Genomic DNA, 22,660 nt, shown 5'->3' with positions numbered 1-22,660 from the left:
CATGGCGCAGGCGGCGGTCAAGCGGGAGGCCAATGCTCCCTGGAACGATCCCCAGGCGGTGCCGCTGATCCGCTTCGAGGGGATTTCCAAGCGGTTCGGGGATTTCACCGCCGTGGAGCATGTGGATCTCGCCATTCACAAGGGCGAGTTTTTCTCGCTGCTCGGCGCCTCGGGCTGCGGCAAGACCACGCTGTTGCGCATGCTGGCCGGGTTCGAGACGCCGACGACGGGGCGCATCCTCATCGATGGCCAAGACGTCACGGCTGTGCCGCCCTATGAGCGGCCGGTGAACATGATGTTCCAGTCCTATGCCCTGTTCCCCCATATGAGCGTGGCCGACAATATCGCCTTTGGCCTGAAGCAGGATGGGTTGCCCAAGGCGGTCATCAGGGACAAGGTGGCCGCCAGCCTGGACCTCGTTCAGATGAGCCGTTTCTCGGGGCGCAAGCCGCACCAGTTGTCGGGCGGCCAGCGCCAGCGCGTGGCGCTCGCCCGCTGCCTCGCCAAGGAGCCCAAGGTGGTCCTGCTGGACGAGCCCTTGGCGGCCCTGGACAAGAAGCTGCGCGAGGCCACTCAGCTGGAACTGGTCAATATCCAGGACCGGGTCGGCATCACCTTCGTCATGGTCACCCACGACCAGGGCGAAGCCATGACCATGTCGAGCCGCATCGGCGTCATGAATGCCGGGCGTATCGAGCAGGTGGGCAGCCCGGTGGAGATCTATGAATATCCCGGCACCCGCTTCGTCGCCGATTTCATTGGCGCCGCCAATATGTTCGAGGGGACAGCCAAGGGTGGCGAGGGGGCTGTGTCCGTGACCTGCCCCGAGCTGGAACACGACCTAGCCGTCCAGGGCGCGCCTAAGTTGGCGGCGGGCGCGGCGGTTACCGTCATGGTGCGCCCGGAAAAGATGGGCATCGGGCGCGACAAGCCCCAATCGGGCCAGAACTGGGCCGAGGGCGTGGTCAGCGACATCGCCTATCTGGGCGACGTCTCCATCTACCATGTGCGCCTCGCCTCGGGCCGCAAGGTGCAGGCCCTGCGCACCAATCTGCATCACGGCGAGGACAGCCGCCTGACCTGGGACGATCCTGTGTTCCTGGCTTGGCATCCCGCAGATTCCCTGGTGCTCACCAAATGAAAGGCCTGCTGGAGGGCAGGGGAGGGCGTTTCCTGGTGGGACTGGCGCCCTATGCCTGGTTGCTGCTGTTCTTTCTGGTGCCTTTCCTGATCGTTCTCAAGATCAGCCTGTCCGAGCCGCAGATGGGCATTCCGCCCTATATGCCGCTCTGGGTCGAGGGTGTCTTTAGAGGGACGCTGGCGGGCTACAACACCCTGTTGGGGGACGATCTTTATCTGCTGGCCTATCTGGGATCGCTTAAATTGGCGGGGATCTCCACGCTGGGCTGTTTGTTGCTAGGCTATCCCGCCGCCTATGCCATCGCCCGCGCACCCGCCAGCCGCCGCCAGGCGCTGCTGATGCTGGTGGCGCTGCCGTTCTGGACCTCGTTCCTGATCCGCGTCTACGCCTGGATCGGCATCTTGAAGAACGAAGGCCTGCTCAACATGGCCCTGATGGGCATGGGGGTCATCTCCGAGCCCTTGCAGATTCTCGAGACCTCCACGGCGGTGGTCATCGGCATGGTCTATTCCTACCTGCCGTTCATGATCCTGCCGCTTTACGCCACGCTCGAGAAGATGGACCTGTCGCTGCTGGAAGCCGCCGCCGATCTGGGTTGCCGTCCATTCAAGGCGTTTTTGGCTATCACCTTGCCGCTCAGCATGCCCGGAATCATCGCGGGCTGCATGCTGGTCTTCATTCCGGCGGTGGGCGAGTTCGTCATTCCCGATCTGCTGGGTGGTCCCGACACATTGGTGATCGGCAAGGTGCTGTGGGCCGAGTTCTTCGACAACCGCGACTGGCCGACGGCCTCGGCGGTGGCGGTGGCCATGCTGGTGCTTCTGGTGGTGCCCATCATGGTGTTCCAGCATTTCGAGGCCAAACGGCTGGAGCGCGAGGGATGAACAATCGCGGCTTCGCCCTCTATAGCGCCCTGGCGCTGGTCTATGCCTTCCTTTACTTGCCCATCGCGCTTTTGGTGATCTATTCCTTCAACGCGTCCAAGCTGGTCACCGTGTGGGGCGGCTTTTCCACCAAATGGTATGGCGAATTGCTGCACGATTCCCAGGTGCTGGACGCCGCCTGGCTGAGTTTGAAGATCGCCTTCGTCAATGCCTGTTCGGCCACTATTCTGGGCACATTGGCGGCGGTGGTTCTGGTGCGTTTCAAGCGTTATCCCGGCCGTGCCCTGTTCACCGGCATGGTCTCGGCCCCGCTGGTGATGCCCGAGATCATCACTGGCCTGGCCCTGCTGCTGCTGTTCGTCGGCATGGAGCATCTGCTGGGCTGGCCCGATGGGCGGTCCATGACCACCATCGTCATCGCCCATATCACCTTCAGCCTGTCCTTCGTTACCGTGGTGGTGCGCTCGCGCTTGAGCCAGATGGACATGTCGCTGGAGGAGGCGGCCATGGATCTGGGGGCCCGACCGCTCACCGTCTTTTTGCGCATCACGCTTCCCATCATCGCGCCCGCCCTGGCGGCGGGCTGGCTGCTGGCCTTTACGCTGTCGGTGGACGATGTGGTGATTTCCGCCTTCGTCTCCGGGCCGGGCGCCACGCCGCTGCCCATCGTCATCTTCTCCAAGGTGCGACTGGGGGTAAGCCCCGAGATCAACGCGCTGGCCACCATCGTGGTGGCTCTGGTGGGAATCGCCATCGCCATCGCGGGCCGCGTGATGATGACCAAGGAGCAGCAGGGCGGGTGAGCCTCTTCCTGATCCAGACCGCGCTGATCATCGGCCTGCCCTATGGTCTGTGGCGGATGAGGCTGATTGGCCGCCTGATGCCATTGGCTGCCGTACAGATGGCGGTGGGGATCGCGCTGGGGCCGAGCCTTCTGGGCTGGGCCTCGCCTGAACTTGCCATGCGGCTGTTCCCGCCCGCCTCGCTGCTGGCGCTGGACGGGCTGGTGCGGCTTGCCGTGGTGTTTTTCGCCTTCTCCATCGGCCTGCATTTCGATCTGGCGCGGATCAGGGGCCAGGGGCGCTGTTTCTCCGTCCTGGCCCTGTCCAGCGTGGTGGTGCCCAGTCTGGCGGGGGCGGTGGGGGGCTGGTGGCTGTTTGCCGCCATCCCCGACGCGGCGGGGTTCTTCGCCACAAGGCCGGTCTTCGCCGCCGCCATGGGCATTGCGGCGGGCGTGACCGCTTTGCCCGTGCTGGGCGCCGTGGTCCGCGAGATGGGGCTCGAGCACCACAAAACGGGTGTCATGGCTATCGGCGCGGCGGCCTTCAACGATGCAGCTCTGTGGGTGGCGGTGGCTTTGCTGCTGGCGCTAAGCCGTGGTGGCGACCTGTGGGAGGCTGGGCAGGCCGCCCTGGGCGCCCTGCTGTTCGCGGGCTTTCTGTTCTGGGTGGTCCGGCCGCTGTTGCGCCGTCTCTTCGCCCATGCCGAGGCCAGCGGCAGGGTGGGGGCGGGTGATGTGGTTCTGCTGACCATCGGTCTGGCATTGGCCTCGTTGGTCACCGAAATACTGGGCCTGCACGCAGTGATCGGCGCCTTCGTGTTCGGCGCGGTGATGCCGCGCAAGGTGGCCCAGGCCATCGTCGGCAGTTTCGAAACCTTCGTGCAGGTGGTGCTGCTGCCCTTCTTCTTCATCTCGGTGGGGTTGAAGACCCGCATCGATCTGGGAGGCGGGGCGTTGACCATCTTCTGGGTGATGAGTGCTGCGGCCATTCTGGGCAAGCTGGTCTCGGCGCTGCCCGCCTGGATGGGCGGCTGCACGGGCCGCGAGGCGTTGACGCTCGGCGGGTTGCTCACCTGCAAGGGACTGATGGAACTGGTGGTTCTCACCCTGCTGGCCGATACCGGATTGATCTCCGAGACCTGCTTCGGTGCCATGGTGCTGATGGCGCTGTTCGCCACGGCGCTGACCAAGCCGTTGGCGGGGATGGCTTTGCCGCATGATCGGGCTATCGCCCGAACCCATCTGGGGCAGACCCCAGACCCCCTTTAATTTTATCGATAAAATCAGGGGAGGTCTGGAGGCGTAAGCCTCCAGCCGGGGACCGGGGCGGAGCCCCGCATATTACTCCTCAGAACTCTTTCTGAACCTTGGCCCGCAATTCCGCCGAGCGGGGGCTTTGGGTATCGAGGGTTCCGTCGCTGCTGCCCATGCGGATGGATTCGGCGACCGAGTTCAGGCACTGCTCGTTGCGCAATTCGTACTGGTCAAGCTGCCACGAGGCGTTGCGGTTCTCGGCCATCAACATGGCGGCCTCGGTCTGCAACTGGGTGGCTTCGGCGGCCAGACGGGCGGCATTGGCGGCGGATTTGGCCGATGGGGTGGACGCCCCGGCCGCCGCCATCTGGGCCGAGGCCGCCGTGCGGTCATCGCCCTTCAGCCAGATATGGGCCCAGGCCTTCCAGGGCGCTGCGGCTTCGATGTCCAGGGCGTAAAGGACGGAATAGGCCACCGCCTGGGTGACGCTGAGATCCTGGGTGCTCATGACTCCGCTCCTCCGGCCGCGGGAGCCTCGGGGGCGGCGCGGCGCTTGACGGTCTTGGGATCGACGGTGATGGGGCGGTAGATCTCGATGCGCGCCCCTTCCTCCACCACCGCGTCCAGGGCGGCGGATTTGCCGAAGATTCCGACCTTCTGGGTGTCCAGATCGATCTCGGGAAACTGGTTCAGGATGCCGGACTTCTGGATGGCTTCCTTGACCGTGGTTCCCTCCGGAACGTCGATGGTCAGCCATGACTGGCGGGCGGGAAGGGCGTAGACGACTCCGATTTTCATAATGTCTAGCTCTCCCTTAGACGCTGTGCGCGCCAGCCATCTTGATTTCCTTGCCACCGGCAAGATCGACCAGACGCTTGGCCACCACCATCAAACCGGCGATCAGGAAGCCGCCGGGCGGCAGGATAAGGACCAGGATGCCCCAATCGGCGGGCATGACGCGCAGTTCAAACATCTTGGCCCAGGGGCCGAGCAGCAGGGCGGCATCGGCGAACAGGGTACCCTGGCCGATCATCTCGCGCACCGCGCCGATGGCGGTCAGCGCCAGGGTGAAGCCCAGGCCCATGAACAATCCGTCCAGGAAGGAGGGCAGCACCGGCTCCTTGGCGGCGAAGGCCTCCAGACGGGCCAGCGGCAGGCAGTTGGAGACGATCAGCGGAATGAACAGGCCCAGCACCTTGTAAAGCTCGTGCATCCAGGCATTCATGCCCAGATCCACGAAGGTGACATTGGCCGCCACGATCAGGATATAGACCGGAATACGCACCTCGTGGGTGACGTAGTTGCGGAACATGGCCACCATCAGGTTGGACGCCGCCATCACCGCCGCCGTGGCCAGGCCCATGCCCAAACCGTTGGTGGCGGTGCCGGTCATGGCCATGGTGGGGCACATGCCCAGCAGCATGCACAGCACGCCGTTGTTTTCCCACAATCCGTCCTTGATGATCCGTCCGTAGCTTGCAGACATCACTTCTTCTCCATCATGCGGGCCGAATTGGCGGCGAAGAATTCCAGACCGTGGCGGATGCCACCCACCACGGCGCGTGGCGTAATGGTGGCGCCCGAGAACTGGTCAAACTGGCCGCCGTCCTTCTTGACCTTCCACTTATCCGCAGGCGGGTTGCCCAGCGACAGGCCGGTGAATCGGGTGATCCAGTCAGTCTTGGCGGCGTCGATCTTGTCGCCCAGACCGGGCGTCTCCTTGTGGGAGATGACGCGCACGCCCAAAAGCTTGCCGTCGGGCGCGATACCCATCATCAGCTTGACCGGGCCGCCATAGCCGCCCGAGGCGTCCAGCTCGAAGGCCACGCCGGTGATCTTGCCGTCCTTGATGGCGCGGTAGACGATGGTCTCGGCCGGAGCGCCGCCATGGCCGCCCGCGGCCGGATTGGGCAGGGTGATGGCGTCGGTGACCGGGTTGTTGTCGTGGATGGACTTAGGGATCACCTGACCCAGCGAGTTCATCTTATCTTCCAGGGCGCGATCCTTGATGGGCGCCTTGGTAACGTCGTCGGTCAGCGCCAGCGCCACGCCGAAACCGGCGCAGAAGGTGCCGAGGATGAAGGCGTGGACCCAGGTGGGCCGTACGGCTTGGCTCATTTGTCCCCCCTGACCGGCAGAGGCTCGCCCTTGCGGGTGCGCCCGAAGACGCGCGGCCGGAAATGTTGATCGAGAATGGGCGTCAGCGCGTTCATCAGCAGCACGGCGAAGGCCACGCCCTCGGGATATCCGGCATAGGTGCGGATGATCCAGGTGAGCAACCCGACGCCGAAGCCGAAGGCCAACTGGCCCGACTTGGACACCGGCGAGGTGACATAGTCGGTGGCGATGAAGAAGGCGCCCAGGAACGACGCGCCCGACAGCAGCTGGACCATGCCGCCGGTGTGGCGGGCCGGGTCGATGGTGCTGAAGATGGTGCCCAACAGGAACAGGGTCGCCAGCATGGACACCGGAATGTGCCAGCTGATGATCTTGCGCCACATGAGGAACAGGCCGCCCAGAAGGATCAGCGGCACCGCCGTCTCGCCCATGGAGCCGGGGTGGAAGCCGATCATCATGTCGCCAAGACTGGGGAAGGACGACAGCGACTGGGTGACCGGAACGCCCTTGGACAGCTCGGTCTTGATGAAGCCCAGCGGCGAGGCGGTGCTGATGCCGTCCAGGCTGAACCCACGTCCGAAGATGATGGTCATGGACTCGGACAGGCCGGGCGAGCCGGGGGTGAACAGCGGCTTAGGGCTAACGAAGGAGGTCATCTGCAGCGGGAAGGAGACCAGCACCACCACGCGGCCGACCATGGCCGGGTTGAAGACGTTCTGGCCCAATCCGCCGAAGGCATGCTTGGCGAGGCAGACGGCGAAGACCGAGGCCACCACGGCCACCCACCAGGGCGCCCAGGGGGGCAGGGACAGCGCCAGCAGCCAGCCGGTGATCAACACCGAACCGTCGCCCAGGGCCCGGTCGGGATTGCCGCCGCTGATGCGCACGCAGGCGGCCTCGCACAGCGCGCAGGCGGCCATGGTCACGATGAACAGCAAAATGGCGGGAAGGCCGAACAGCCACAGATTATACAGCGTGGCGGGCGCCAGGGCCGCCAGGACCGTGAACATGGTCTTTGACACGGTATTGGGGCCGTGGGTGAACGGCCCGCTTTTGTCGATCACGATACTCATGCGTTGGCCCCGCCTTCGATGGTGGGTTGAGCCTGGGCGGCGGCAGCGGCTTCGGCGGCCTCCTTGGCGGCCTTGGCCTTGGCGGCGGCTTCGCGCTTGGCCTGGGCCTGGCGTTCGAGACGCGCGTTATGGGCCTCGACCAGCGATTTGGTCTGCTCGGTCTTGCGCCGTTCGCGGTCGAGGGCCGCGATCTTGCCCTTGGCGTAGTTGAAGAAATGCACCAGCGGAATATGCGACGGGCAGATATAGGAGCAAGAGCCGCAGGACACGCAATCCTGCACGCCGATCTTGGCGGCCAGGTCCAGCTTGTCGTTCCTGATGAAGCTGGCCATCTCCACCGGCACCAGACCGCAGGGGCAGTAGGTGACGCAGGAGCCGCAGCGGATGCAGGGGCTGGATGCGTGTTCGTTGGTTTCGGACTGGGTCAGCGCCAGGATGCCCGACGTACCCTTGACCACCGCCACGTCCAGCGAGGGCAAAGGCTGGCCCATCATGGGGCCGCCGGAGATGACGCGCTTGGTGGCCTTGGAGATGCCGCCGCAGAAGTCCAGCAGCTCGCTCACCTTGGTGCCCAGCGGCACTTCGATATTCTTCGGCTCGGCGACGCCGCCGCCGCTGACCGTGACCACGCGCGAGACCAGCGGACGGCCCAGACGCACCGCCTGATGCACGGCGCGCGCCGTGGCGACGTTGTGCACCACCACGCCCACATCGGCGGTCAGCTTGCGGGCCGGCGTTTCGCGCCCCGTCACCGCCTGGGTCAGGTGGCGTTCGGCGCCCATGGGATACTGAACCGGCACGCCCACCACTTCGACATTGGGGGTCTTGGCGGCTTCGGCCTTCAAGGATTCCACGGCCTGGGGCTTGTTGTCCTCCACGGCGATGATCACCTTGGGAGCGCCGAGCGCATGGGCCATGATGCGGGCGCCATCCACCACTTGGGCCGCGAATTCGCGCATGACACGGTCGTCGCAGGTGAGGTAGGGCTCGCACTCGGCGCCGTTCAAGAGCAGGATTTCCAGCTTGTGCTGACCACCCAGGCCCAGCTTCACCGCCGAGGGGAAGGTCGCCCCGCCCAGGCCGACGATACCGGCCTCGGCGACGCGGGTCTTGATCTCATTGGCAGAAGCCGCGAAGGGATCGGCAATGGCGGCCATGGGCTCGGCCCACTCATCCTTGCCGTCGGAATCCAGCATGATGGTCAACTGGGGCAGACCCGAAGGATGGGGCGCGGTCATCTCGGTAATGGCGGCGATGCGGCCCGAAGTGGGGGCATGCACGGCGGCCGAGATGGCGCCCTGCGCCTTGGCCAGGACCTGGCCCTTCTTGACTTCGTCACCCACGCTGACGGTGGTATTGGCGGGCGCGCCCATATGCTGCTGCAAGGGGAGGTAAAGCGTCTTCGGAAGCGGCAGGGCGACGATAGCCTTTTCGCTCGTCAGCTCCTTGCGGTATTCCGGGTGGATGCCCCCCAGGATGGGAAACAGTTTCATCGACCGTCTCTCCTCAATGAGCCGAATGCTCGCCGGGCTTATTCCAGTGCCAGGCTGCGATGGTTTGCGGGATGGGGCGCATCTCGATGGCCTCGGTGGGGCAGATCTTGAAGCACTTGCCACAGGCGTGGCAGGCGTCGGCGATCACCGTGTGAAGCTGCTTGGGCGCGCCGACGATGGCGTCCGAGCCGCATTCGCCGATGCAGCGCAGGCAGCCGATGCACAGATCCTCGTTGACGAAGGCGACGCGGGGGCCGACCTCTTCGTGACCGTCGGCATCGGCATGCACGCCCAGCTTCTTGGCCAGAGCCTCGATGGTGGCCTTGCCGCCCGGCGCGCAGAGCGTGACCGGCGTGCCGCCCTTGGCCAGGGCCGCGGCGTATTGGGCACAGCCCACGAAGCCGCACTGGCCGCACTGGGAACCGGGAAGCAGGTTCTGCAGCTCTTCCTCGATGGGGTTATTGGGCACGGCCAGGAGCTTGGCTGCGGTTCCCAGAACCGCGCCCAGCGTCACACCCATCACCGCCAGACTTCCGACATCCAACAACATGACAGGCAACCTCCTAATTGGTGCTCATACCGGAAAAGCCCATGAAGGCCAGGGCCAGCAAGCTGGCGGTGATGAAGCCGATGGGCGGACCGGCGAACAGGCGTGGCACGGCGTTGAGCGCGATACGCTCTCTGAGGCCGGCGAACAGCACCATGACCAGCGAATAGCCCAGCGACGAGGCCAGGGCGAACAGCGTGCTCTCGATGAAGTTCATCTTGCCTTCAACCAGCAGCAGATTGACGCCCAGCACGGCGCAGTTGGTGGTGATCAGCGGCAGATAGATGCCCAGCATCTGGAACATGACGGGCGAGACCTTGCGGACCACGGCCTCGGTGAACTGCACGGCGGCCGCGATGACCAGGATGAAGGCCACGGTGCGCAGATAGCCCAGTTCGTAAGGCTCCAGCAGATAGTGCTCGAGACCCCAGTCCAGCATGGCCGAAATGGTGATGCAGAAGGTGGTGGCGGCCCCCATGCCCACGGCGGTATCGACCCGGGTGGTGACGCCCATGAAGGAACACAGGCCCAGGAACCGCATCAGCACGACATTGCTGACCAGGGCGGCGCTGATGATCAGCAGAAGGTAATGTTGCATCGGGTGCTTTCCCCTTTACCCAAGTTCCGTGTGGCCAAGTTCCGTGTGGCAGGCCCCATCCGCGGGCACATCAAATGTGCGGCGCAGGAAGCGGGGGGTCAGTTCCCCCCGTGCCGAAAGAATACCGGCGATGATGCGGGAGCCGAAAAGCCCGGCCACCATACCGATGACGGCTCCCAGCGCCGCCAAGGCATCGCTGCGACCCAGTTCCTGTCCCAAGATGCCGCCCGCCAGCAAAGTGACCAGCGGCAAGCCGTAGGCGGTGAGCGCGCCCTTGGTCAGGGTGTCCTCGCGCACACCCACCACCACTTTTTCCCCCACCGTCAGGCCCAGATCGCCCGGCAGGGCGAAGCGCTTGGCCATCTGGCGCGCGGTCGGGTCCCCGATCTGCTTGCCGATACTGCACAGCCCGGCCGAGTGGCAGCCGCCGCAACTGGGCGCCTGCTCGGGTTCGGCCCAGGCCTTGCCGTCGCTGATGGCGACAACGCGGGCAAAGCCCTCGATCATGTCGCGGTCATCGGTATCGGGAAACGTGGACAGGGGATCGCTCATCCGACTTAGGCCGTCACCGTCGCGACCACACCTTCGGGCGTGACAAAGAAGGCCTTCTCCGCGCCGCCCGCCCGCAGGATATGGGCGCGCTTGGCCTCGGGGGCCAGGATCAGGGCGGTGGCCAGGCCATCGGCGATGGTGGCGTTGTCGGCGATCACCGTCACGCCCAGATCGGCCGGAGCGGTCTTGCCGGTCCTGGGGTCGATGATGTGGGTGAACTTGCCCGCCTCGTCGAAGATGGTGCCATAGCCGCCCGAGGTGGAGACACACTTGTTGATCACGTCGACCGAGGTGACGGCCTTGGAATTGTCGGCGGGATTGGCGATGCCGATGCGCCAGGCGGAGCCGTCGGGCTTAGCCTCCATGGCGCGGGGCTCGCCCATATCCACCAGCATCTGGGTGAAGCCGTGGGCGCGCAGCACCTCGGCCACCTTGTCGGTGATATAGCCTTGGGCGCGGGCGTTGAGCGTCAGCGCCATGCCGGGCCGGGCCAGGGCCACACGGCGCCCGGCGGGGTCGATCTCGATTCCCTTCCAGTCAACCAGGGCCAGGGCCGCGTCCAGATCCTTGCGCGACGGGCCAGCTGCGTCGGGGTTGGCGGCGGTGAAGTGGCTGAAATAAAGCTGCCACACCGGCTGGATGGTGGGGTCGAAGGCGCCGTCGCTGATGGCAGCCAGGCTCTTGGCATGGGCGGCCAGTTCGACGAATTCGGCGGGCGCATTGTCCAGCTTGCCGTCGCGGTTCAAGGCCGACAGGGCCGAATCGGCGCGGTAGATGCTGAAGATGGCTTCCAGCCGGGCCAGTTCGGCTTGGGCCGCGGCCAGGGCGGCGCGGGCCTGGGCCTCGTCGGTGGAGAAGAGCTGGATGGTCGACGGCGCGCCCAGCGTCGTCCCTTCCCAGCGCACCAGGCGGGCCTGGGCGGCATTGGCCTTCATCAACAACGGCAGTCCGGCGGCGGCGGCCAGAACCGTGATGGCACGACGGCGGGTGATACGAACGGTCATCGAGCCTAAGCCCTCCTTCGGGTGAAACTTCCTGACGCAAGGGGGCCTGTTCCCGTGGCCTTGCCAAAGACACTTAGCAAGACCCGCGCCACAAAAGTATAATTGCTCAAAAAAACGTTGCATGGATGGTATGCGAGGTCATCGTCCACATCAAGAGTGCGTGTTTTGAAATACGCATTGCAATGCCAAATTTGCGAAATGGCGAAAATCAGCCGTTTTTTCATGATACAGCCCCTATCCATGGGCTGTGGCAGGTCGCCTATGGCCTTTAGCAGGGGCTGAAAAAGCAATTTGGCCGAGATGTCGTCATTGTCGCAAAAGCGACAAGAAGCGTGGCCTTTCCCTTCAAACAGCGCTTCCGCCCAAAAGGATGGTGTCGACCTATCCTTTTGGGCTTGGCATGGGTGGGGTTTGATGCTAAGTAAAAACACGCAGTGACCTGTGCCCATGGGGCCAGGTCTTTATTTTTGCAGTGCCGACGACTTGCGGCCGCGGGAGCAGCGGCTGTAGCGATCCCAACCCGGGGGGGTAGGGGAGAGCGGTAAAGGGGGGAGCCTTCTCAGGCTTCCCCCTTTATCTTTACGCACCATGCGGTCCAAACCTGCCGGAAGACCTGTTCCAGCGCGGCCAGATGGGCGGCGGAATCGCCGATGGTCCGGCGCATGGCCGGGCGCAGTTCGCGGCGCAGTTCTTCCAGGCGGGGCAGGTTGGCGGCCAAACTGACGGCCAGATCCTCGTATTCCGCAAGATCGAAGCGCGCCAGATCGCCCTCCAGGCCCATGGCCGACAGCAGGGCCAGACTTTGGCGCGAGAACGGGCGCGGCCCGGCCAGGGTCACCACCGGGACTCCCATCCACAGCGCTTCGCACGAGGTGAAGGCGCCGCAATAGGGGAAGGGATCGAGGGCGATGTCCACATCACCGTATTCGGCCAGCAACTGGCTGGGTGGGGAATTGCCGCGCAGCTCCAGCCGATCGGGGTCGATACCCTGGGCGGCGAAGGCTTCGCGCAAAGGGCTCGCCACCTCCTTCCAGGCAAGGTGAGGCCATTTCAGCACCAGGCGCGAGCCGGGCACCCGGTGCAGGATGCGCGCCCAGGAGGCCACGACCTGCCCATTCAGCTTGGCGATATTGTTGAAGCTGCCGAAGGTGACATGGCCTCGGCGCAGCATGGGCGGCGGTTGCGGCTCCGGTGTTTGGGCCCCCTGATAGCACAGGCGCGAGCCGGGCAGCAGCAGCACCGTCTCGCTGAACCAGCCTTCCGCCTCTGGCGGCACGGTGGCGCGGTCCATCAGGGCATAGTCCATGGCGGCCAGCCCGGTGGTAAAGGGATAGCCCAGCCAGCTTATCTGCACCGGCGCGGGCTTGCGCGCGAACAGATCCAACCGGTTGCCCGCCGTCTGGCCGTCAAGATCCACCAGGATATCCATGCCGTCGTCTTGGATCAGCCGGGCCAGAGCCTCGGCATCCAGCCCGGCCACATCGCGCCATAACGCGGCGTGGCGGCGCAATTCCGGGGTGATGTCGTCGTCGCCCGACCGGGTGGAATAGCAGGCGGCGAAAATCCGGGCCGGATCGTGGCCCTTCAGCACCGGGCGCATGAGCAGGCCCAGGGGATGGCGGCGCAAATCGGCCGAGACATAGCCCACCCGGATCACCCGCCCCGGATCGGGCGTATTGGCGTAGCCCGAGGGCGTGGGGGCACCCATGCGCTCCATCATCTGGCGATGAATCTTGCCGGTCTCTTCGCCGCTCATTTTGGGCAGGTAGTGCAGGCCGTTGAGGTAATTGGACGCCGCGTCCCTCAGCCCCGTATCCATGGTCCAGGCGGCCTGCCAGCAGGCGCAGGCCTCGGTGGCGCGACCCTCGCCGTAAAAGACATTGCCCAGATTGTAATGGGCGCTGGCATGGGCGGGATTGAGCGAGATGGCCGAGCGCAGGCTTTCCTTGGCCGCAGTGATCCGTCCGGCCTGCTGCTGTAGGGCGCCCAGATCGGTCAGCATCCGCCAGTCGCCGGGGGCCAGCCGCGATGCCGCCTCCATGGCGTCGGCGGCCTCTTGCGCCCGGCCCAGCGCATCCAGGCAGCGGGCCAGTTGGGCGTGAATCACCGGCAGATGGGGGGCCAGTTCCAAGGCGCGGCGATAGCAGACCTCCGCTGCCGCCGCTTCGCCCAATTGCAGGCGCGCATTGCCCAGGTTGAACCAGGCCGGAAGCAGTTGGGGGGAGAGCTTGGCGGCGCGGGCGAAATCGGCTTGCGCCTCGTTCCACCGGCCCAGATCGCTGAACAGATCGCCTCGGTTGCACCAGCCTTCTGCCAGTCCGGGCACCAGGGCAAGGGCGCGGCCATGAAGGTCGAGGGCCTCGTCGGTCCGGCCTCCGCCCTGGGCGATGACGCCCCGATTGGTCAGCGCCTTGGCGGCCTCGGGCGATTGCGGAGCCTGGGTGATGAGGTCTTGGTAAAGACGATCCGCCTCCTCGACGCGGCCCTGATTGTGCAGCGCTTCGGCCCTTTGGAGCAGCAAGGCGGGGTCGGAACTCATCCCTGAGTTATCGGGGGCGCCCCTGCCTCCGTCAAGCTCACACCACGCCTTTGTCGCGAAGCGCGGCCAGCATTGCGCTATCAAGCCCCAGCATCTCGGTCAGGACGCTCTCGGTGTGCTCGCCCAACAGCGGCGGTCCCCGGTCATAGAGGACGGGGGAATCAGACAGGCGCAGCGGGCTGGCCACGGTGGGAATGGTCCCGGCCCTTGCGTGGGGAACCTCCTGGTCCAGGCCGCGCGCCTTGGCCTGGGGATCGGCGAAGACCTTGTCCATGGTGTTGATGGGGCCGCAAGGAATCTGGCGGCGCTCCAAGGCTTCGAGCAACTGGGCCGAATCATAGCGCCGGGTTTCTGCCTCGATCAGGGGGGTCAGCACGTCGCGGTGCTCGACGCGGGTGCGGTTGAGCGCGAAGCGCTCGTCCTCGGCCCATTCGGGATGCCCGAGTTCGTCCGCCAGTTTGGCGAATTGCCCGTCATTGCCCACCGCGATGATCAGATGGCCGTCCATGGTGGCAAAGGCCTGATAGGGCACGATGGCGGCATGGCCGTTGCCCGCGCGTCCGGGGGCTTTGCCGCTGACCAGATAGGTCATGGCTTGATTGGACATCATGGAGACCTGCACGTCCAGCAGGCCGAGATCGATATACTGGCCGCGCCCGGTGCGATGGCGCTGGTTGAGCGCCGCCAGAACCGCGATGACCGCGTGCAGACCGGTGGACAGATCGGCGATGGCGATGCCCGCCTTTTGGGGCCCGCCGCCGGGCAGGCCGTCCTTCTCGCCCGTCACGCTCATCATGCCGCCCATGGCCTGGATCATGAAGTCGTAACCGGCGCGCGGCGCATAAGGGCCGTCCTGGCCAAATCCCGTGATCGAGCAATAGACCAGCCGGGGGTTGATGGTCTTCAAGGACGCGTAGTCCAGGCCGTATTTGGCCAGCCCGCCCAGCTTGTAGTTCTCCACAAGCACGTCGGCCTTGGCCGCCAGGGCGCGGATCAGCTCCTGGCCCTCAGGCTTCGCCAAGTCGATGGTCACCGAATGCTTGCCCCGGTTGGCGGCGAGATAATAGGCGGCGTCGCCTTTCTCCGCCGTTTCCGGGTCGGCGAGGAAAGGCGGGCCCCAGCCCCTGGTGTCGTCACCGGAACCGGGCTTTTCCACCTTGATCACCTTGGCGCCCAGATCGGCCAGCATCTGGGTGCAGAAGGGACCGGCCAGCACCCGCGACAGGTCGAGGACCAAGATGTCGTCCAAAGCCCGCATCTCGTTATTCCTCCCGAATCTCGCCATTACTCATTGTGTCAAACGCGACAGAAGGGTCAGCCACAGGCACAGCACCGAAAAGACCGCCAGGGTGAAGGCACCGTTCCAGCCCAGCACGATGGCCCTCGACGGCTTGCCCACCAATTCGCCCAGCAACATGGCCGAAGCGGTCATGGCCGAGGAATTGATGGCCAGGCACCAGCCTGCGATCAGGCCGAGCGCCAGGGATTCGGTCGATAGCGGCAGCGACGGCGCCGCGCTCAGCGCCGAGGCGATGATGGTGACGGAAACGATGGGATTGATGCCGATCAGCGCCGGTCCCGCCACCGCCAGGATGGCCAGGGCGGGCAGAATGGCGGCGGGCAAAAGGGGCGAGGCGATGAGCGCCCCTAAGGTTTCGGGCGGGATCATGGCGGAGAACAAGGTACCGATGAAGCCAGCCGAGGACAAAATGGCGATCTCGGTGCGATAGGCGGGGAAGGTGGCCCCCGCCTGGACCACCACCCGGCGGCCGGTTTCGGCGCAGCCCTTGACGATGCCGCCCTCCAGATATTGCCGCGCCAGCCAGCCCAGGCCCACCAACGGGGTGGAAACCAGCATGGCCCGGCTCAAGGGCACGCCCAGCAGCCACTCGAAAATCAGCGCCATGAAGAACACCAGCAGCACCAATCCCGTCACGCCGCCCAGGGCTCTGAGGTCGCGGGTGGGCTCGGTTGGGGGCACCAGATGGCGAAGATGGGCAGGTGCCTGGATGCGGTCCTGCAGCCAGCCCAGGCCAAGCACGATCCCCCCCGTCGCCATGCCAAGCGGCAGCATGGTACTCCAATGAAGGCTGGGGAGCGCCGTCAGCAGCACCGCCAGCGAGATGGACAGCGGCGAGGCGAGCGGCGTGATGGAAAAACCGCGCAGCAGAGCCAGAATCATGCGGCGCTCGCGGATATCCCTGATCTCCTCATTGCCGCCCGCCGCCTCCAGCGAGTTGCGCTGCTTGATCATGATGCCAAGGAGGCTCAGCACCCCGATATTGAGGATGATGCCGAACAGATAGCCGCCCAGCGTCAGCAGGGCATAGCGCCGCCCCGGAGGCTGGGTGACGAAAAAGGTGGAACAGCGGCTGACCAGGGGCGATGTCCGCGCGGCTTCGCGCAGGAAAAACTGGTTGGCGAAGAAGGTGGCGAAGAAGGCGCCGGTATCAAGCGAGGCGGCGATGACCCGTCCGGGCTCGGCGACACCGGTTACGGCGGCCCCCATGGTCAGGCCCAAGGCCAAGCCGATCATCACCTTGGCATTGACGGCCATGCCCCGCCATTCCGCCGTCAGAAAGGCCACCAACAGCACCCGCGCGCCCAGACGCATAAACTCTGCCGGAACGATCACATCGCCCAGCACGCAGGCGATCATGCCCAGCAGTAAAAGGGCGGAGGGGCGGCCGTCGGTCATGGCGCCGCCAACCTTTTCAGCCGGGCCAGGGCAGCGCGCGCCTCGTCCTCGAAACGGGCGACGATGGCGGCCAGGGGCTCGATGCGGTCGGCGAAGGCTACCGACTGGCCAACGGACAGGGCGGCCTTGGTCCAATCGCCGCTGAGATAGGCCTCACGTCCCACCTTGCCGGAAATATGGGGCATCAGCGCCTCGATCCCGGCGCCCTGGTTCTCCAGGGCCTGCACCGTGGCGGTGGCTTCGTTGCGCAACACCCGCGCCGTATTGCGAAGCGAGGACAGGATCAAGGTGGTCTCGGTCTCGTCGGCCTCGATCAGGCGCTGCTTGTAGTCGGCATGGGCCCAGATCTCCTCAGCCACCAGAAAGCGGGTGCCCACCACCACGCCATCGGCGCCCAAGGCCAGGGCGGCCACCAGATGGGCGCCGGTGCCGATGCCGCCGCCCACCAGCAAGGGGATGGAAAGCTTGGCCGCCGCCACATTGGCCTGAACAAAGGTGCCCACCATGTCCATGCCGGGATGGCCGCCGCATTCGGCGCCCACCACGGCCACGGCGTCGACGCCCTCGGCCTCGGCCTTGAGCGCGTATTTTACCGCAGGCACCTTGTGCACCACCTTGATGCCCGCCGCCTTGAGGGCGGGGAGGTAGGAGGCGGGATTGCGGCCCGACGTTTCGACGAAGGGCACGCTCTCTTCGACAATCAGGTCGAAGACCGCTTGGGTGCGTTCGCCCTGGACCAGTTTGGGCAGCATGGAGACATTGACGCCGAAGGGCTTGCCGTCGGAAAGCTCGCGGCATCTGCGGATGGCGGATTTGAGGTCGGCGGTGTCCTCATAACTGGCCGCCGTGATGAAGCCGCAAATCCCCGCATGTGCCGCCGCCGCCACATAGTCGGGCGTGGCCAGCCATTGCAGCCCGCCCGCCAGCACCGGCAGGCGAATGCCGAACAGCTCGGTGACGCGGGTCTGGAAGAGGGGGGTCACAGTGCCACCCCATGCGGCGTTTCGCTGCCCGTGCGGTAGCGGAAGGTACCTTCGCCCATGGCGATCAGCTTGCCGTTCTCGTCGAAGACCTCGGACGCGCAAAAGACGATGCGGCTACCGCCCGCCTTCTTGTGGGCGATGGCGCGAAGCGTGCCGTGGCGGACCTGGCCGGTGAAGCTGGTTGTCAGCTGCAAGGTGACAACACGGCGCACCCTTCCCGGATGGGGGCAGAAGGTGGCGGAAAAGCCGCAGGAGGTGTCGATCAGGGTGGCCAGCACGCCGCCATGGACCAGACCGGCCCGGTTGCAGTGTTTCGGCGATATGGTCAGTTCCAGCACGGCGCGGTCCTCGGACCATTCGGTAAGGTGGTAGTCCAGCAATTCCTGAAAGCCCGATTTGGGCTCGCCGTCCAGCAAGTTATTGCTCATTCAGGGTGTCCCTGGCGAAATAGAGGTCGTGAAGATGGCCGAGATCCACTGAACTTGCCGTTTCGGACAAGACCACTTTTCCGCCTCTGACCAGATAGACATGGTCGGCGATCTTCAGGGCCTTGTTGGTGTTCTGCTCCACCAGGACGATGGTCAGGCCTTCATGCCGCAGGCGGTCGAGGATGCCCATCACCTCGTCCACCACCACGGGGGCGAGGCCCAGCGAGGGCTCGTCCACAAGGATGAGTTTCGGCTCCTCCATCAGGCCGCGCCCCATGGCCAGCATCTGGGCCTCGCCGCCCGACAGCGCTCCGGCCAATTGGTCGCGGCGCTCGTAGAGCCTTGGGAACATGTCATAGGCCATCTTCAGATTGCGCGCCGCGTTCTTGCGGCATTTCTTGGGGAAGGCGCCCATCATCAGATTGTCGGCCACACTCATGTCGCGGAACACCATGCGGCCTTCGGGGATCATGGCGATACCGTCGGCCACCATGTCCCAGGTGGCGGCATTGGTGCGGTCGGCGCCTTGATAGAGGACGCGGCCCGCTCCGGTTTTCACCAGTCCCATGATGGCGCGCAACAGGGTGGTCTTGCCGCCGCCATTGGGGCCGAGGATGCAGGTAAGCTTGCCTTCCTCGATGGTGAGCGACAGGTCCCACAACACGTTGATGGAGCCGTATCCGGCCCGTAAATCTTCGATCTCAAGCAGCTTCGCCACCGGTGTAGCTCCTGATGACTTCGGGGTCGTTGAACACAAGGTCGGGGCTGCCCTCGGCGATCAGTCGGCCGAAGTTCAGCACCACCACGCGGGGACACAGGCGGGTGATGGTCTCGATATCGTGCTCGATGATCAAAAGGGCGATGCCGTAGCGCTGTTTCACCTCGGCCAGGGTATGCATGAAGGCCCGCTTGCCCGCCGTCTCAAGGCCCGCCAGCACCTCGTCCAGCATCAGCAGCTTTGGGTTGGTGGCCAAGGCCTTGCCCACTTCCAGGGCCTTCTGCTCGGTGAGCGCCAGCGAGGTGGCCGCGTCGGACTCCGCCTTGTGGCCCAGCTTCAGGAGGTCGAGGATCTCCTCGATGCGCTCCTTATCGACGCGCCCCGTGGCAAAACGCGACGCCACCATCAGGTTTTCGCGCACCGTCAACTCGTGCATGGGCTGGGGCACCTGGAAGGCGCGGCCGATCCCGGCGCGGGCACGGGCGTGGATGGGCATGGACACCAGATCATGGCCGTTAAAGCGGGCCGTGCCGCGGGTGGGGCGCACCAGCCCCGAGACCGCGTTGAACAAGGTGGTCTTGCCCGCTCCGTTGGGGCCGACCAGACCCAGCACGTCGCCCTTGGCCATGGAAAAGGTCACATCTCCCACGGCGGTCAGGCCGCCGAAGGCCACGGTGATGCCGTCAAGCTCAAGCAGCATGGGCCGGTCCCTTCTTTTTAGCGAGCAGCAGGGGCATCAACCCGCCAGGGCTGAACAGGATCATGGCGCCCAGCAGCACGCCGAGCACGATCTGGTGGCCCTGGGGCAGGATGGGCTTGAAGGCCAGCTGATCCACCAGATAGACCACCAGCGCGCCCAGCAGCGGACCGGTCACCGTGCGGTAGCCGCCGAAGATGGCCGAGACGATGGCCAGGGTCGTCCACTGCCCGGCAAAGGCGTAATCGGGTTCAAGGAAGTTGATGTAATGGGCGTTGAAGGCGCCCACCACGCCGGTGATGAAGGCCGAGACCGCCAGCATCCAGGCCTTGAGTAGAGTGGAATTGACGCCCACCACCCGTGTCGCGTCCTCGCTGTCGTGCATGGCTTTCAGTGCCAGGCCGTAAGTGGAGCTGCGGATCAGGTGGTAGACCGCCATGGAGGCTGCCACGATGGTGAGAATGACGAAATAGCCACCCAACTTGGAGCCGAAATCCAGGCCCAGAACAATGGGCAGGCGGGGAATGGACAGCAATCCGGCCGCGCCGCCGGTGATGGGCTTGGCCTCGGTGGCCAGGATGCGGAAGATTTCCGCATAGGCCAGGATGGCCAGGGCGAAATAGGGGCCGCGCAACCGCAGCGCTGGCATGGTCGCCACCGAGGCGATGGCCGCGCCGATTCCCGCCATCAGCATGGACGGAAAGACCGGCCAGCCTCCTTTCAGCGTCAGCAGGGCAGAGACATAGGCGCCCACGCCGAAAAAGGCGGCGTGGCCAAAGCTCACCATGCCGCCCAGATTGCCCAGCAGAGCCCAGGCCACCGCGATGCCGCCGATGGTCAGCGCCGCGACGATCAATCCGATGACATAGGCGTTGGAGCCCAGGGCCAGGGGAACGGCGATATAGGCGAGTACCAGGAAGAGGGCGATCTTGATCTTGTCGTTCATGCCTACCCCCGCCGCTTGGCACGGCCAAACAGGCCGGACGGCATCAACAGCAGCACCACCAGGAACAGCACCATGCCCGCCAGTTCCTGCAGCGCCGAGGACGCCAGGGTGACGGTGAGGCTTTCCACCACGCCCAGCAATACCGCGCCCAGCAGCACGCCGGGCACCGAACCCATGCCTGCCAGCACGGTGATGATGAAGGCCTTGACCGTCAGGTGATGGCCCATGGCGGGCTGAATCACCTTGGCGGTGTAGATGGCCACCCCCGCCACCGTGGCCAGCAGGCCCGACACGGCGAAGGACAGAATCTCCGTCAATTGCGGGTTGACACCCATCAGCTTGGCGGCGTCGCGGTTCGACGCTACGGCGCGTAACGCCCTGCCATACCAGCTTTTTTCCAGCCACCACCACACCGCGCCCACCAGAAGGATGCCGATCCCGGCAAAGACCAGCTCGGCCTGCATGGCGAACAGGGTCTCGAACAAAATAGTGGCGTCGTGATACCAGGGCGTGGTGGCGGAATGGATATCCGCCGACCAGATCATCAGCACCCCATTGGTGAGGATCACCCCGATGCCGAAGGTCAGGATCAGCGAATTGAGCTCGCGATCCGTCTTGATCAGGCTGACCAGATAATAGACCAGGATGGCGGTTCCCACCACCACGGCCAGGGCCAGGGGCAGGGAGGCCAGGGGATCGAGGCCCAGTTTTTCCTCGGCGGTATAGCTGATATAGGCGCCCAGCAAGACCAGTTCGCCATGGGCGAGGTTGATGACCCGCATGGTGCCGAACACCAGGGCAAGACCCAGGGCGATCAGAGCGTAATAGGCTCCCGACAGCACGCCGGAAAACAGGGATTGAAGGGTTAGTTCAAGCATGGACTTGGACCCTGGGGCAGAGGAGAAAGACTCTGATTTTCGTCACACCGGAAGCGCGGAGCGCTATCCGGGGCCCAGGAGTCGTCCCCCCTGGGCCCCGGATCTCGCGTTGCTCGTCCGGGGTGACGCTTGAGGCTGACCTCACCACGGCACGGCCGGGTACTTCATGGTGCCGGTGGCGGCATCACTGGGCCAGACCAGCACCACCTTGCCCGCCTGATGCTGGCCCATGCGGTGGGTGAATTCGGGATTGTCGCCGGATTCGTCGAAGCGCACCTTGCCGATCACCGTGTCGGAAAGGGTCTTGCGCATCTCGGTGGCGATGCCGCCCTTGTCCACGGTTCCGGTATCGGCGGCGCGCGCCACCGCCTCGAACAGCAGCTTGGACTGCACATAGCCGAAGATTCCCAGGTAATCGGGGGCCTTGTTGAACATCTTCTGATAGGTCTCGGCGAATTCCTTGGCTTCGGGCGTGGTGAACTCGGCCGGATAGGAGAGCGTCGAGGTGCCCGAGACGTTCTCCATCAGATCAGGAAATTCGGCGGCCATTTTGGCGGTGGCCAGGGACCACACGCCCGCGATGGTCTTGATGTCGGGCTTCAACACCTTGGCGGCGCGCAAGATGCCCACATAGTCGTTCTCGTAGCCGATCATGGCGATGGCGTCGGGACGGTCCTGCAGCTTGATCTTGTGGATGATGGGCTTGAAATCGTTGGTGGCCGGATCAAACGCATGCATTGTGACCTTGACGCCCTGGGGTCCGAGGCCCGATTGCAGCATCTTGGCCACTTCCTCGGTGGCTTCCTTGGTGGAATAGACCACCGCCACCGACTTGACGCCTTGCTTGTTGAACATGCCCATCAAGGCGCGGGCATAGCCTTCCGAACTGTTGATGCGAAAGAAGGTCTTCAAGTTGCGCTTGGTCAGTTCCGAGGCGACACCGCCCGAGGTCACATAGACCTTGCCCAGCTTCTCGGCGGCTTCGGAGGCCGGGCCGATAATGTTGGAGCCGTAGCCGCCGGTATAGGCCACCACGCCGTCGGCGGCCAGCTTCTCCACGGCCCCCACCGCCTTGGCGGGCGAGGATTCGTCATCCATGGTGATGATTTTCACACTGTGCTTGCCGCTCTTCTTGTTGAACATCTCGGCGGCCACCTGGATGCCCTCGTTCATGGCGGTGCCGACGCGGGCCAGATTGCCCGACAGCGGAATCTCGGCGCCGATCTTGAATTCGGCGGCATGGGCCGGGGCGAAGCCCAGCATCAGGGACAGGGCCAGGGCTGAAACACAAAGCTTGCTTTTGGACATGATCTTTAAGTCCTCCCAAC

General features: G+C 64.9%; 24 protein-coding genes. 4 read left to right on the top strand and 20 right to left on the bottom strand.

Annotated features, from left to right (window positions below):
• Position 1 precedes the first annotated feature (1 nt).
• The 4 genes from CCC_RS11530 to CCC_RS11515 are packed head-to-tail and all read left to right on the top strand — an operon-like array spanning position 2 to position 4,075.
• On the top strand, positions 2-1,141 hold the full coding sequence (locus CCC_RS11530) for an ABC transporter ATP-binding protein (RefSeq protein ID WP_009868240.1): 1,140 nt from the start codon (positions 2-4) through the stop codon (positions 1,139-1,141).
• A complete protein-coding gene (locus CCC_RS11525; RefSeq protein ID WP_009868239.1) occupies positions 1,138-2,025 on the top strand; it encodes an ABC transporter permease subunit in 888 nt (295 codons plus the stop codon). Before CCC_RS11530 ends, CCC_RS11525 begins: the two co-directional genes overlap by 4 nt.
• Positions 2,022-2,828 (top strand): ABC transporter permease subunit, encoded by an 807-nt coding sequence (locus tag CCC_RS11520; protein WP_009868238.1) that lies wholly within the window; start codon positions 2,022-2,024, stop codon positions 2,826-2,828. Before CCC_RS11525 ends, CCC_RS11520 begins: the two co-directional genes overlap by 4 nt.
• On the top strand, positions 2,825-4,075 hold the full coding sequence (locus CCC_RS11515; protein ID WP_052473111.1) for a cation:proton antiporter domain-containing protein: 1,251 nt from the start codon (positions 2,825-2,827) through the stop codon (positions 4,073-4,075). Before CCC_RS11520 ends, CCC_RS11515 begins: the two co-directional genes overlap by 4 nt.
• A gap of 79 nt (positions 4,076-4,154) precedes the next feature.
• On the opposite strand, the gene CCC_RS22615 is transcribed toward CCC_RS11515, so the two are convergent.
• From CCC_RS22615 to CCC_RS11415, 20 genes are all read right to left on the bottom strand, one after another.
• Entirely contained in the window at positions 4,155-4,568 is a 414-nt protein-coding gene (locus CCC_RS22615; RefSeq protein ID WP_009868235.1) for a hypothetical protein, read from the bottom strand.
• Positions 4,565-4,858 (bottom strand): RnfH family protein, encoded by a 294-nt coding sequence (locus CCC_RS11505; RefSeq protein WP_009868234.1) that lies wholly within the window; start codon positions 4,856-4,858, stop codon positions 4,565-4,567. Before CCC_RS11505 ends, CCC_RS22615 begins: the two co-directional genes overlap by 4 nt.
• A gap of 16 nt (positions 4,859-4,874) precedes the next feature.
• Positions 4,875-5,546, bottom strand: coding sequence for an electron transport complex subunit E (locus CCC_RS11500; protein ID WP_041041349.1), 672 nt, complete (start codon positions 5,544-5,546; stop codon positions 4,875-4,877).
• Positions 5,546-6,178, bottom strand: coding sequence for an electron transport complex subunit RsxG (rsxG, locus tag CCC_RS11495; RefSeq protein ID WP_041041347.1), 633 nt, complete (start codon positions 6,176-6,178; stop codon positions 5,546-5,548). Before rsxG ends, CCC_RS11500 begins: the two co-directional genes overlap by 1 nt.
• Complete coding sequence (locus CCC_RS11490; protein WP_009868191.1) at positions 6,175-7,251, bottom strand: RnfABCDGE type electron transport complex subunit D; 1,077 nt, start codon at positions 7,249-7,251, stop codon at positions 6,175-6,177. Before CCC_RS11490 ends, rsxG begins: the two co-directional genes overlap by 4 nt.
• Positions 7,248-8,744: an electron transport complex subunit RsxC gene (gene rsxC / locus CCC_RS11485; protein ID WP_009868192.1), complete on the bottom strand. Its 1,497-nt coding sequence runs from the start codon at positions 8,742-8,744 to the stop codon at positions 7,248-7,250. Before rsxC ends, CCC_RS11490 begins: the two co-directional genes overlap by 4 nt.
• A 13-nt stretch (positions 8,745-8,757) precedes the next feature.
• A complete protein-coding gene (locus CCC_RS11480) occupies positions 8,758-9,294 on the bottom strand; it encodes an RnfABCDGE type electron transport complex subunit B (protein ID WP_009868193.1) in 537 nt (178 codons plus the stop codon).
• A 13-nt stretch (positions 9,295-9,307) separates the two neighbouring features.
• On the bottom strand, positions 9,308-9,889 hold the full coding sequence (gene rsxA / locus CCC_RS11475; RefSeq protein ID WP_009868194.1) for an electron transport complex subunit RsxA: 582 nt from the start codon (positions 9,887-9,889) through the stop codon (positions 9,308-9,310).
• Between the two features lie 15 nt (positions 9,890-9,904).
• Entirely contained in the window at positions 9,905-10,441 is a 537-nt protein-coding gene (locus CCC_RS11470) for a SoxR reducing system RseC family protein (protein ID WP_009868195.1), read from the bottom strand.
• Positions 10,442-10,446: 5 nt separating this feature from the next.
• Entirely contained in the window at positions 10,447-11,445 is a 999-nt protein-coding gene (locus CCC_RS11465; protein ID WP_009868196.1) for an FAD:protein FMN transferase, read from the bottom strand.
• Positions 11,446-12,004: 559 nt separating this feature from the next.
• Positions 12,005-13,984, bottom strand: a complete 1,980-nt coding sequence (locus CCC_RS11460) for an O-linked N-acetylglucosamine transferase, SPINDLY family protein (RefSeq protein ID WP_009868197.1) — start codon at positions 13,982-13,984, stop codon at positions 12,005-12,007.
• Positions 13,985-14,021: 37 nt separating this feature from the next.
• On the bottom strand, positions 14,022-15,242 hold the full coding sequence (locus CCC_RS11455) for a CaiB/BaiF CoA transferase family protein (protein ID WP_009868198.1): 1,221 nt from the start codon (positions 15,240-15,242) through the stop codon (positions 14,022-14,024).
• A gap of 30 nt (positions 15,243-15,272) precedes the next feature.
• Positions 15,273-16,682, bottom strand: a complete 1,410-nt coding sequence (locus CCC_RS11450) for a hypothetical protein (protein ID WP_041041345.1) — start codon at positions 16,680-16,682, stop codon at positions 15,273-15,275.
• Positions 16,679-17,665 (bottom strand): NAD(P)H-dependent flavin oxidoreductase, encoded by a 987-nt coding sequence (locus tag CCC_RS11445; RefSeq protein ID WP_009868201.1) that lies wholly within the window; start codon positions 17,663-17,665, stop codon positions 16,679-16,681. Before CCC_RS11445 ends, CCC_RS11450 begins: the two co-directional genes overlap by 4 nt.
• The gene (locus tag CCC_RS11440; protein ID WP_041041343.1) at positions 17,662-18,093 is read right to left on the bottom strand and encodes a PaaI family thioesterase; all 432 of its coding nucleotides are present in this window, start codon (positions 18,091-18,093) and stop codon (positions 17,662-17,664) included. Before CCC_RS11440 ends, CCC_RS11445 begins: the two co-directional genes overlap by 4 nt.
• Positions 18,083-18,811: an ABC transporter ATP-binding protein gene (locus CCC_RS11435; RefSeq protein ID WP_009868203.1), complete on the bottom strand. Its 729-nt coding sequence runs from the start codon at positions 18,809-18,811 to the stop codon at positions 18,083-18,085. Before CCC_RS11435 ends, CCC_RS11440 begins: the two co-directional genes overlap by 11 nt.
• Positions 18,795-19,511, bottom strand: a complete 717-nt coding sequence (locus tag CCC_RS11430) for an ABC transporter ATP-binding protein (RefSeq protein ID WP_201773303.1) — start codon at positions 19,509-19,511, stop codon at positions 18,795-18,797. Before CCC_RS11430 ends, CCC_RS11435 begins: the two co-directional genes overlap by 17 nt.
• Entirely contained in the window at positions 19,501-20,454 is a 954-nt protein-coding gene (locus CCC_RS11425; protein WP_041041341.1) for a branched-chain amino acid ABC transporter permease, read from the bottom strand. The genes CCC_RS11430 and CCC_RS11425 overlap by 11 nt, the downstream gene beginning before the upstream one ends.
• Positions 20,455-20,456: 2 nt before the next feature.
• Positions 20,457-21,332, bottom strand: a complete 876-nt coding sequence (locus CCC_RS11420; protein ID WP_041041340.1) for a branched-chain amino acid ABC transporter permease — start codon at positions 21,330-21,332, stop codon at positions 20,457-20,459.
• A 141-nt stretch (positions 21,333-21,473) separates the two neighbouring features.
• Positions 21,474-22,640, bottom strand: coding sequence for an ABC transporter substrate-binding protein (locus tag CCC_RS11415; protein ID WP_009867108.1), 1,167 nt, complete (start codon positions 22,638-22,640; stop codon positions 21,474-21,476).
• Positions 22,641-22,660: the final 20 nt, after the last annotated feature.

The organism is Paramagnetospirillum magnetotacticum MS-1 (genome assembly GCF_000829825.1).
Classification (GTDB): domain Bacteria; phylum Pseudomonadota; class Alphaproteobacteria; order Rhodospirillales; family Magnetospirillaceae; genus Phaeospirillum; species Phaeospirillum magnetotacticum.
Note: the sequence above shows the minus strand (reverse complement) of the source record. Positions and strands in the feature narration are given on the sequence as shown.

Bases quoted from the DNA above. Each gene is read 5' to 3' on its own strand.
- CCC_RS11470 (WP_009868195.1), bottom strand. From the start codon at position 10,441: ATGAGCGATCCCCTGTCCACGTTTCCCGATACCGATGACCGCGACATG.
- CCC_RS11430 (WP_201773303.1), bottom strand. From the start codon at position 19,511: ATGCTGCTTGAGCTTGACGGCATCACCGTGGCCTTCGGCGGCCTGACC.
- CCC_RS11500 (WP_041041349.1), bottom strand. From the start codon at position 5,546: ATGTCTGCAAGCTACGGACGGATCATCAAGGACGGATTGTGGGAAAAC.
- CCC_RS11460 (WP_009868197.1), bottom strand. From the start codon at position 13,984: ATGAGTTCCGACCCCGCCTTGCTGCTCCAAAGGGCCGAAGCGCTGCAC.
- CCC_RS11420 (WP_041041340.1), bottom strand. From the start codon at position 21,332: ATGCTTGAACTAACCCTTCAATCCCTGTTTTCCGGCGTGCTGTCGGGA.
- CCC_RS11425 (WP_041041341.1), bottom strand. From the start codon at position 20,454: ATGAACGACAAGATCAAGATCGCCCTCTTCCTGGTACTCGCCTATATC.
- CCC_RS11525 (WP_009868239.1), top strand. From the start codon at position 1,138: ATGAAAGGCCTGCTGGAGGGCAGGGGAGGGCGTTTCCTGGTGGGACTG.
- CCC_RS11450 (WP_041041345.1), bottom strand. From the start codon at position 16,682: ATGACCGACGGCCGCCCCTCCGCCCTTTTACTGCTGGGCATGATCGCC.
- CCC_RS11505 (WP_009868234.1), bottom strand. From the start codon at position 4,858: ATGAAAATCGGAGTCGTCTACGCCCTTCCCGCCCGCCAGTCATGGCTG.
- rsxA (WP_009868194.1), bottom strand. From the start codon at position 9,889: ATGCAACATTACCTTCTGCTGATCATCAGCGCCGCCCTGGTCAGCAAT.
- rsxG (WP_041041347.1), bottom strand. From the start codon at position 6,178: ATGAGCCAAGCCGTACGGCCCACCTGGGTCCACGCCTTCATCCTCGGC.
- CCC_RS11530 (WP_009868240.1), top strand. From the start codon at position 2: ATGGCGCAGGCGGCGGTCAAGCGGGAGGCCAATGCTCCCTGGAACGAT.
- CCC_RS11465 (WP_009868196.1), bottom strand. From the start codon at position 11,445: ATGACCGTTCGTATCACCCGCCGTCGTGCCATCACGGTTCTGGCCGCC.
- CCC_RS11440 (WP_041041343.1), bottom strand. From the start codon at position 18,093: ATGAGCAATAACTTGCTGGACGGCGAGCCCAAATCGGGCTTTCAGGAA.
- CCC_RS22615 (WP_009868235.1), bottom strand. From the start codon at position 4,568: ATGAGCACCCAGGATCTCAGCGTCACCCAGGCGGTGGCCTATTCCGTC.
- CCC_RS11480 (WP_009868193.1), bottom strand. From the start codon at position 9,294: ATGTTGTTGGATGTCGGAAGTCTGGCGGTGATGGGTGTGACGCTGGGC.
- CCC_RS11415 (WP_009867108.1), bottom strand. From the start codon at position 22,640: ATGTCCAAAAGCAAGCTTTGTGTTTCAGCCCTGGCCCTGTCCCTGATG.
- CCC_RS11520 (WP_009868238.1), top strand. From the start codon at position 2,022: ATGAACAATCGCGGCTTCGCCCTCTATAGCGCCCTGGCGCTGGTCTAT.
- CCC_RS11490 (WP_009868191.1), bottom strand. From the start codon at position 7,251: ATGAGTATCGTGATCGACAAAAGCGGGCCGTTCACCCACGGCCCCAAT.
- CCC_RS11455 (WP_009868198.1), bottom strand. From the start codon at position 15,242: ATGCGGGCTTTGGACGACATCTTGGTCCTCGACCTGTCGCGGGTGCTG.
- rsxC (WP_009868192.1), bottom strand. From the start codon at position 8,744: ATGAAACTGTTTCCCATCCTGGGGGGCATCCACCCGGAATACCGCAAG.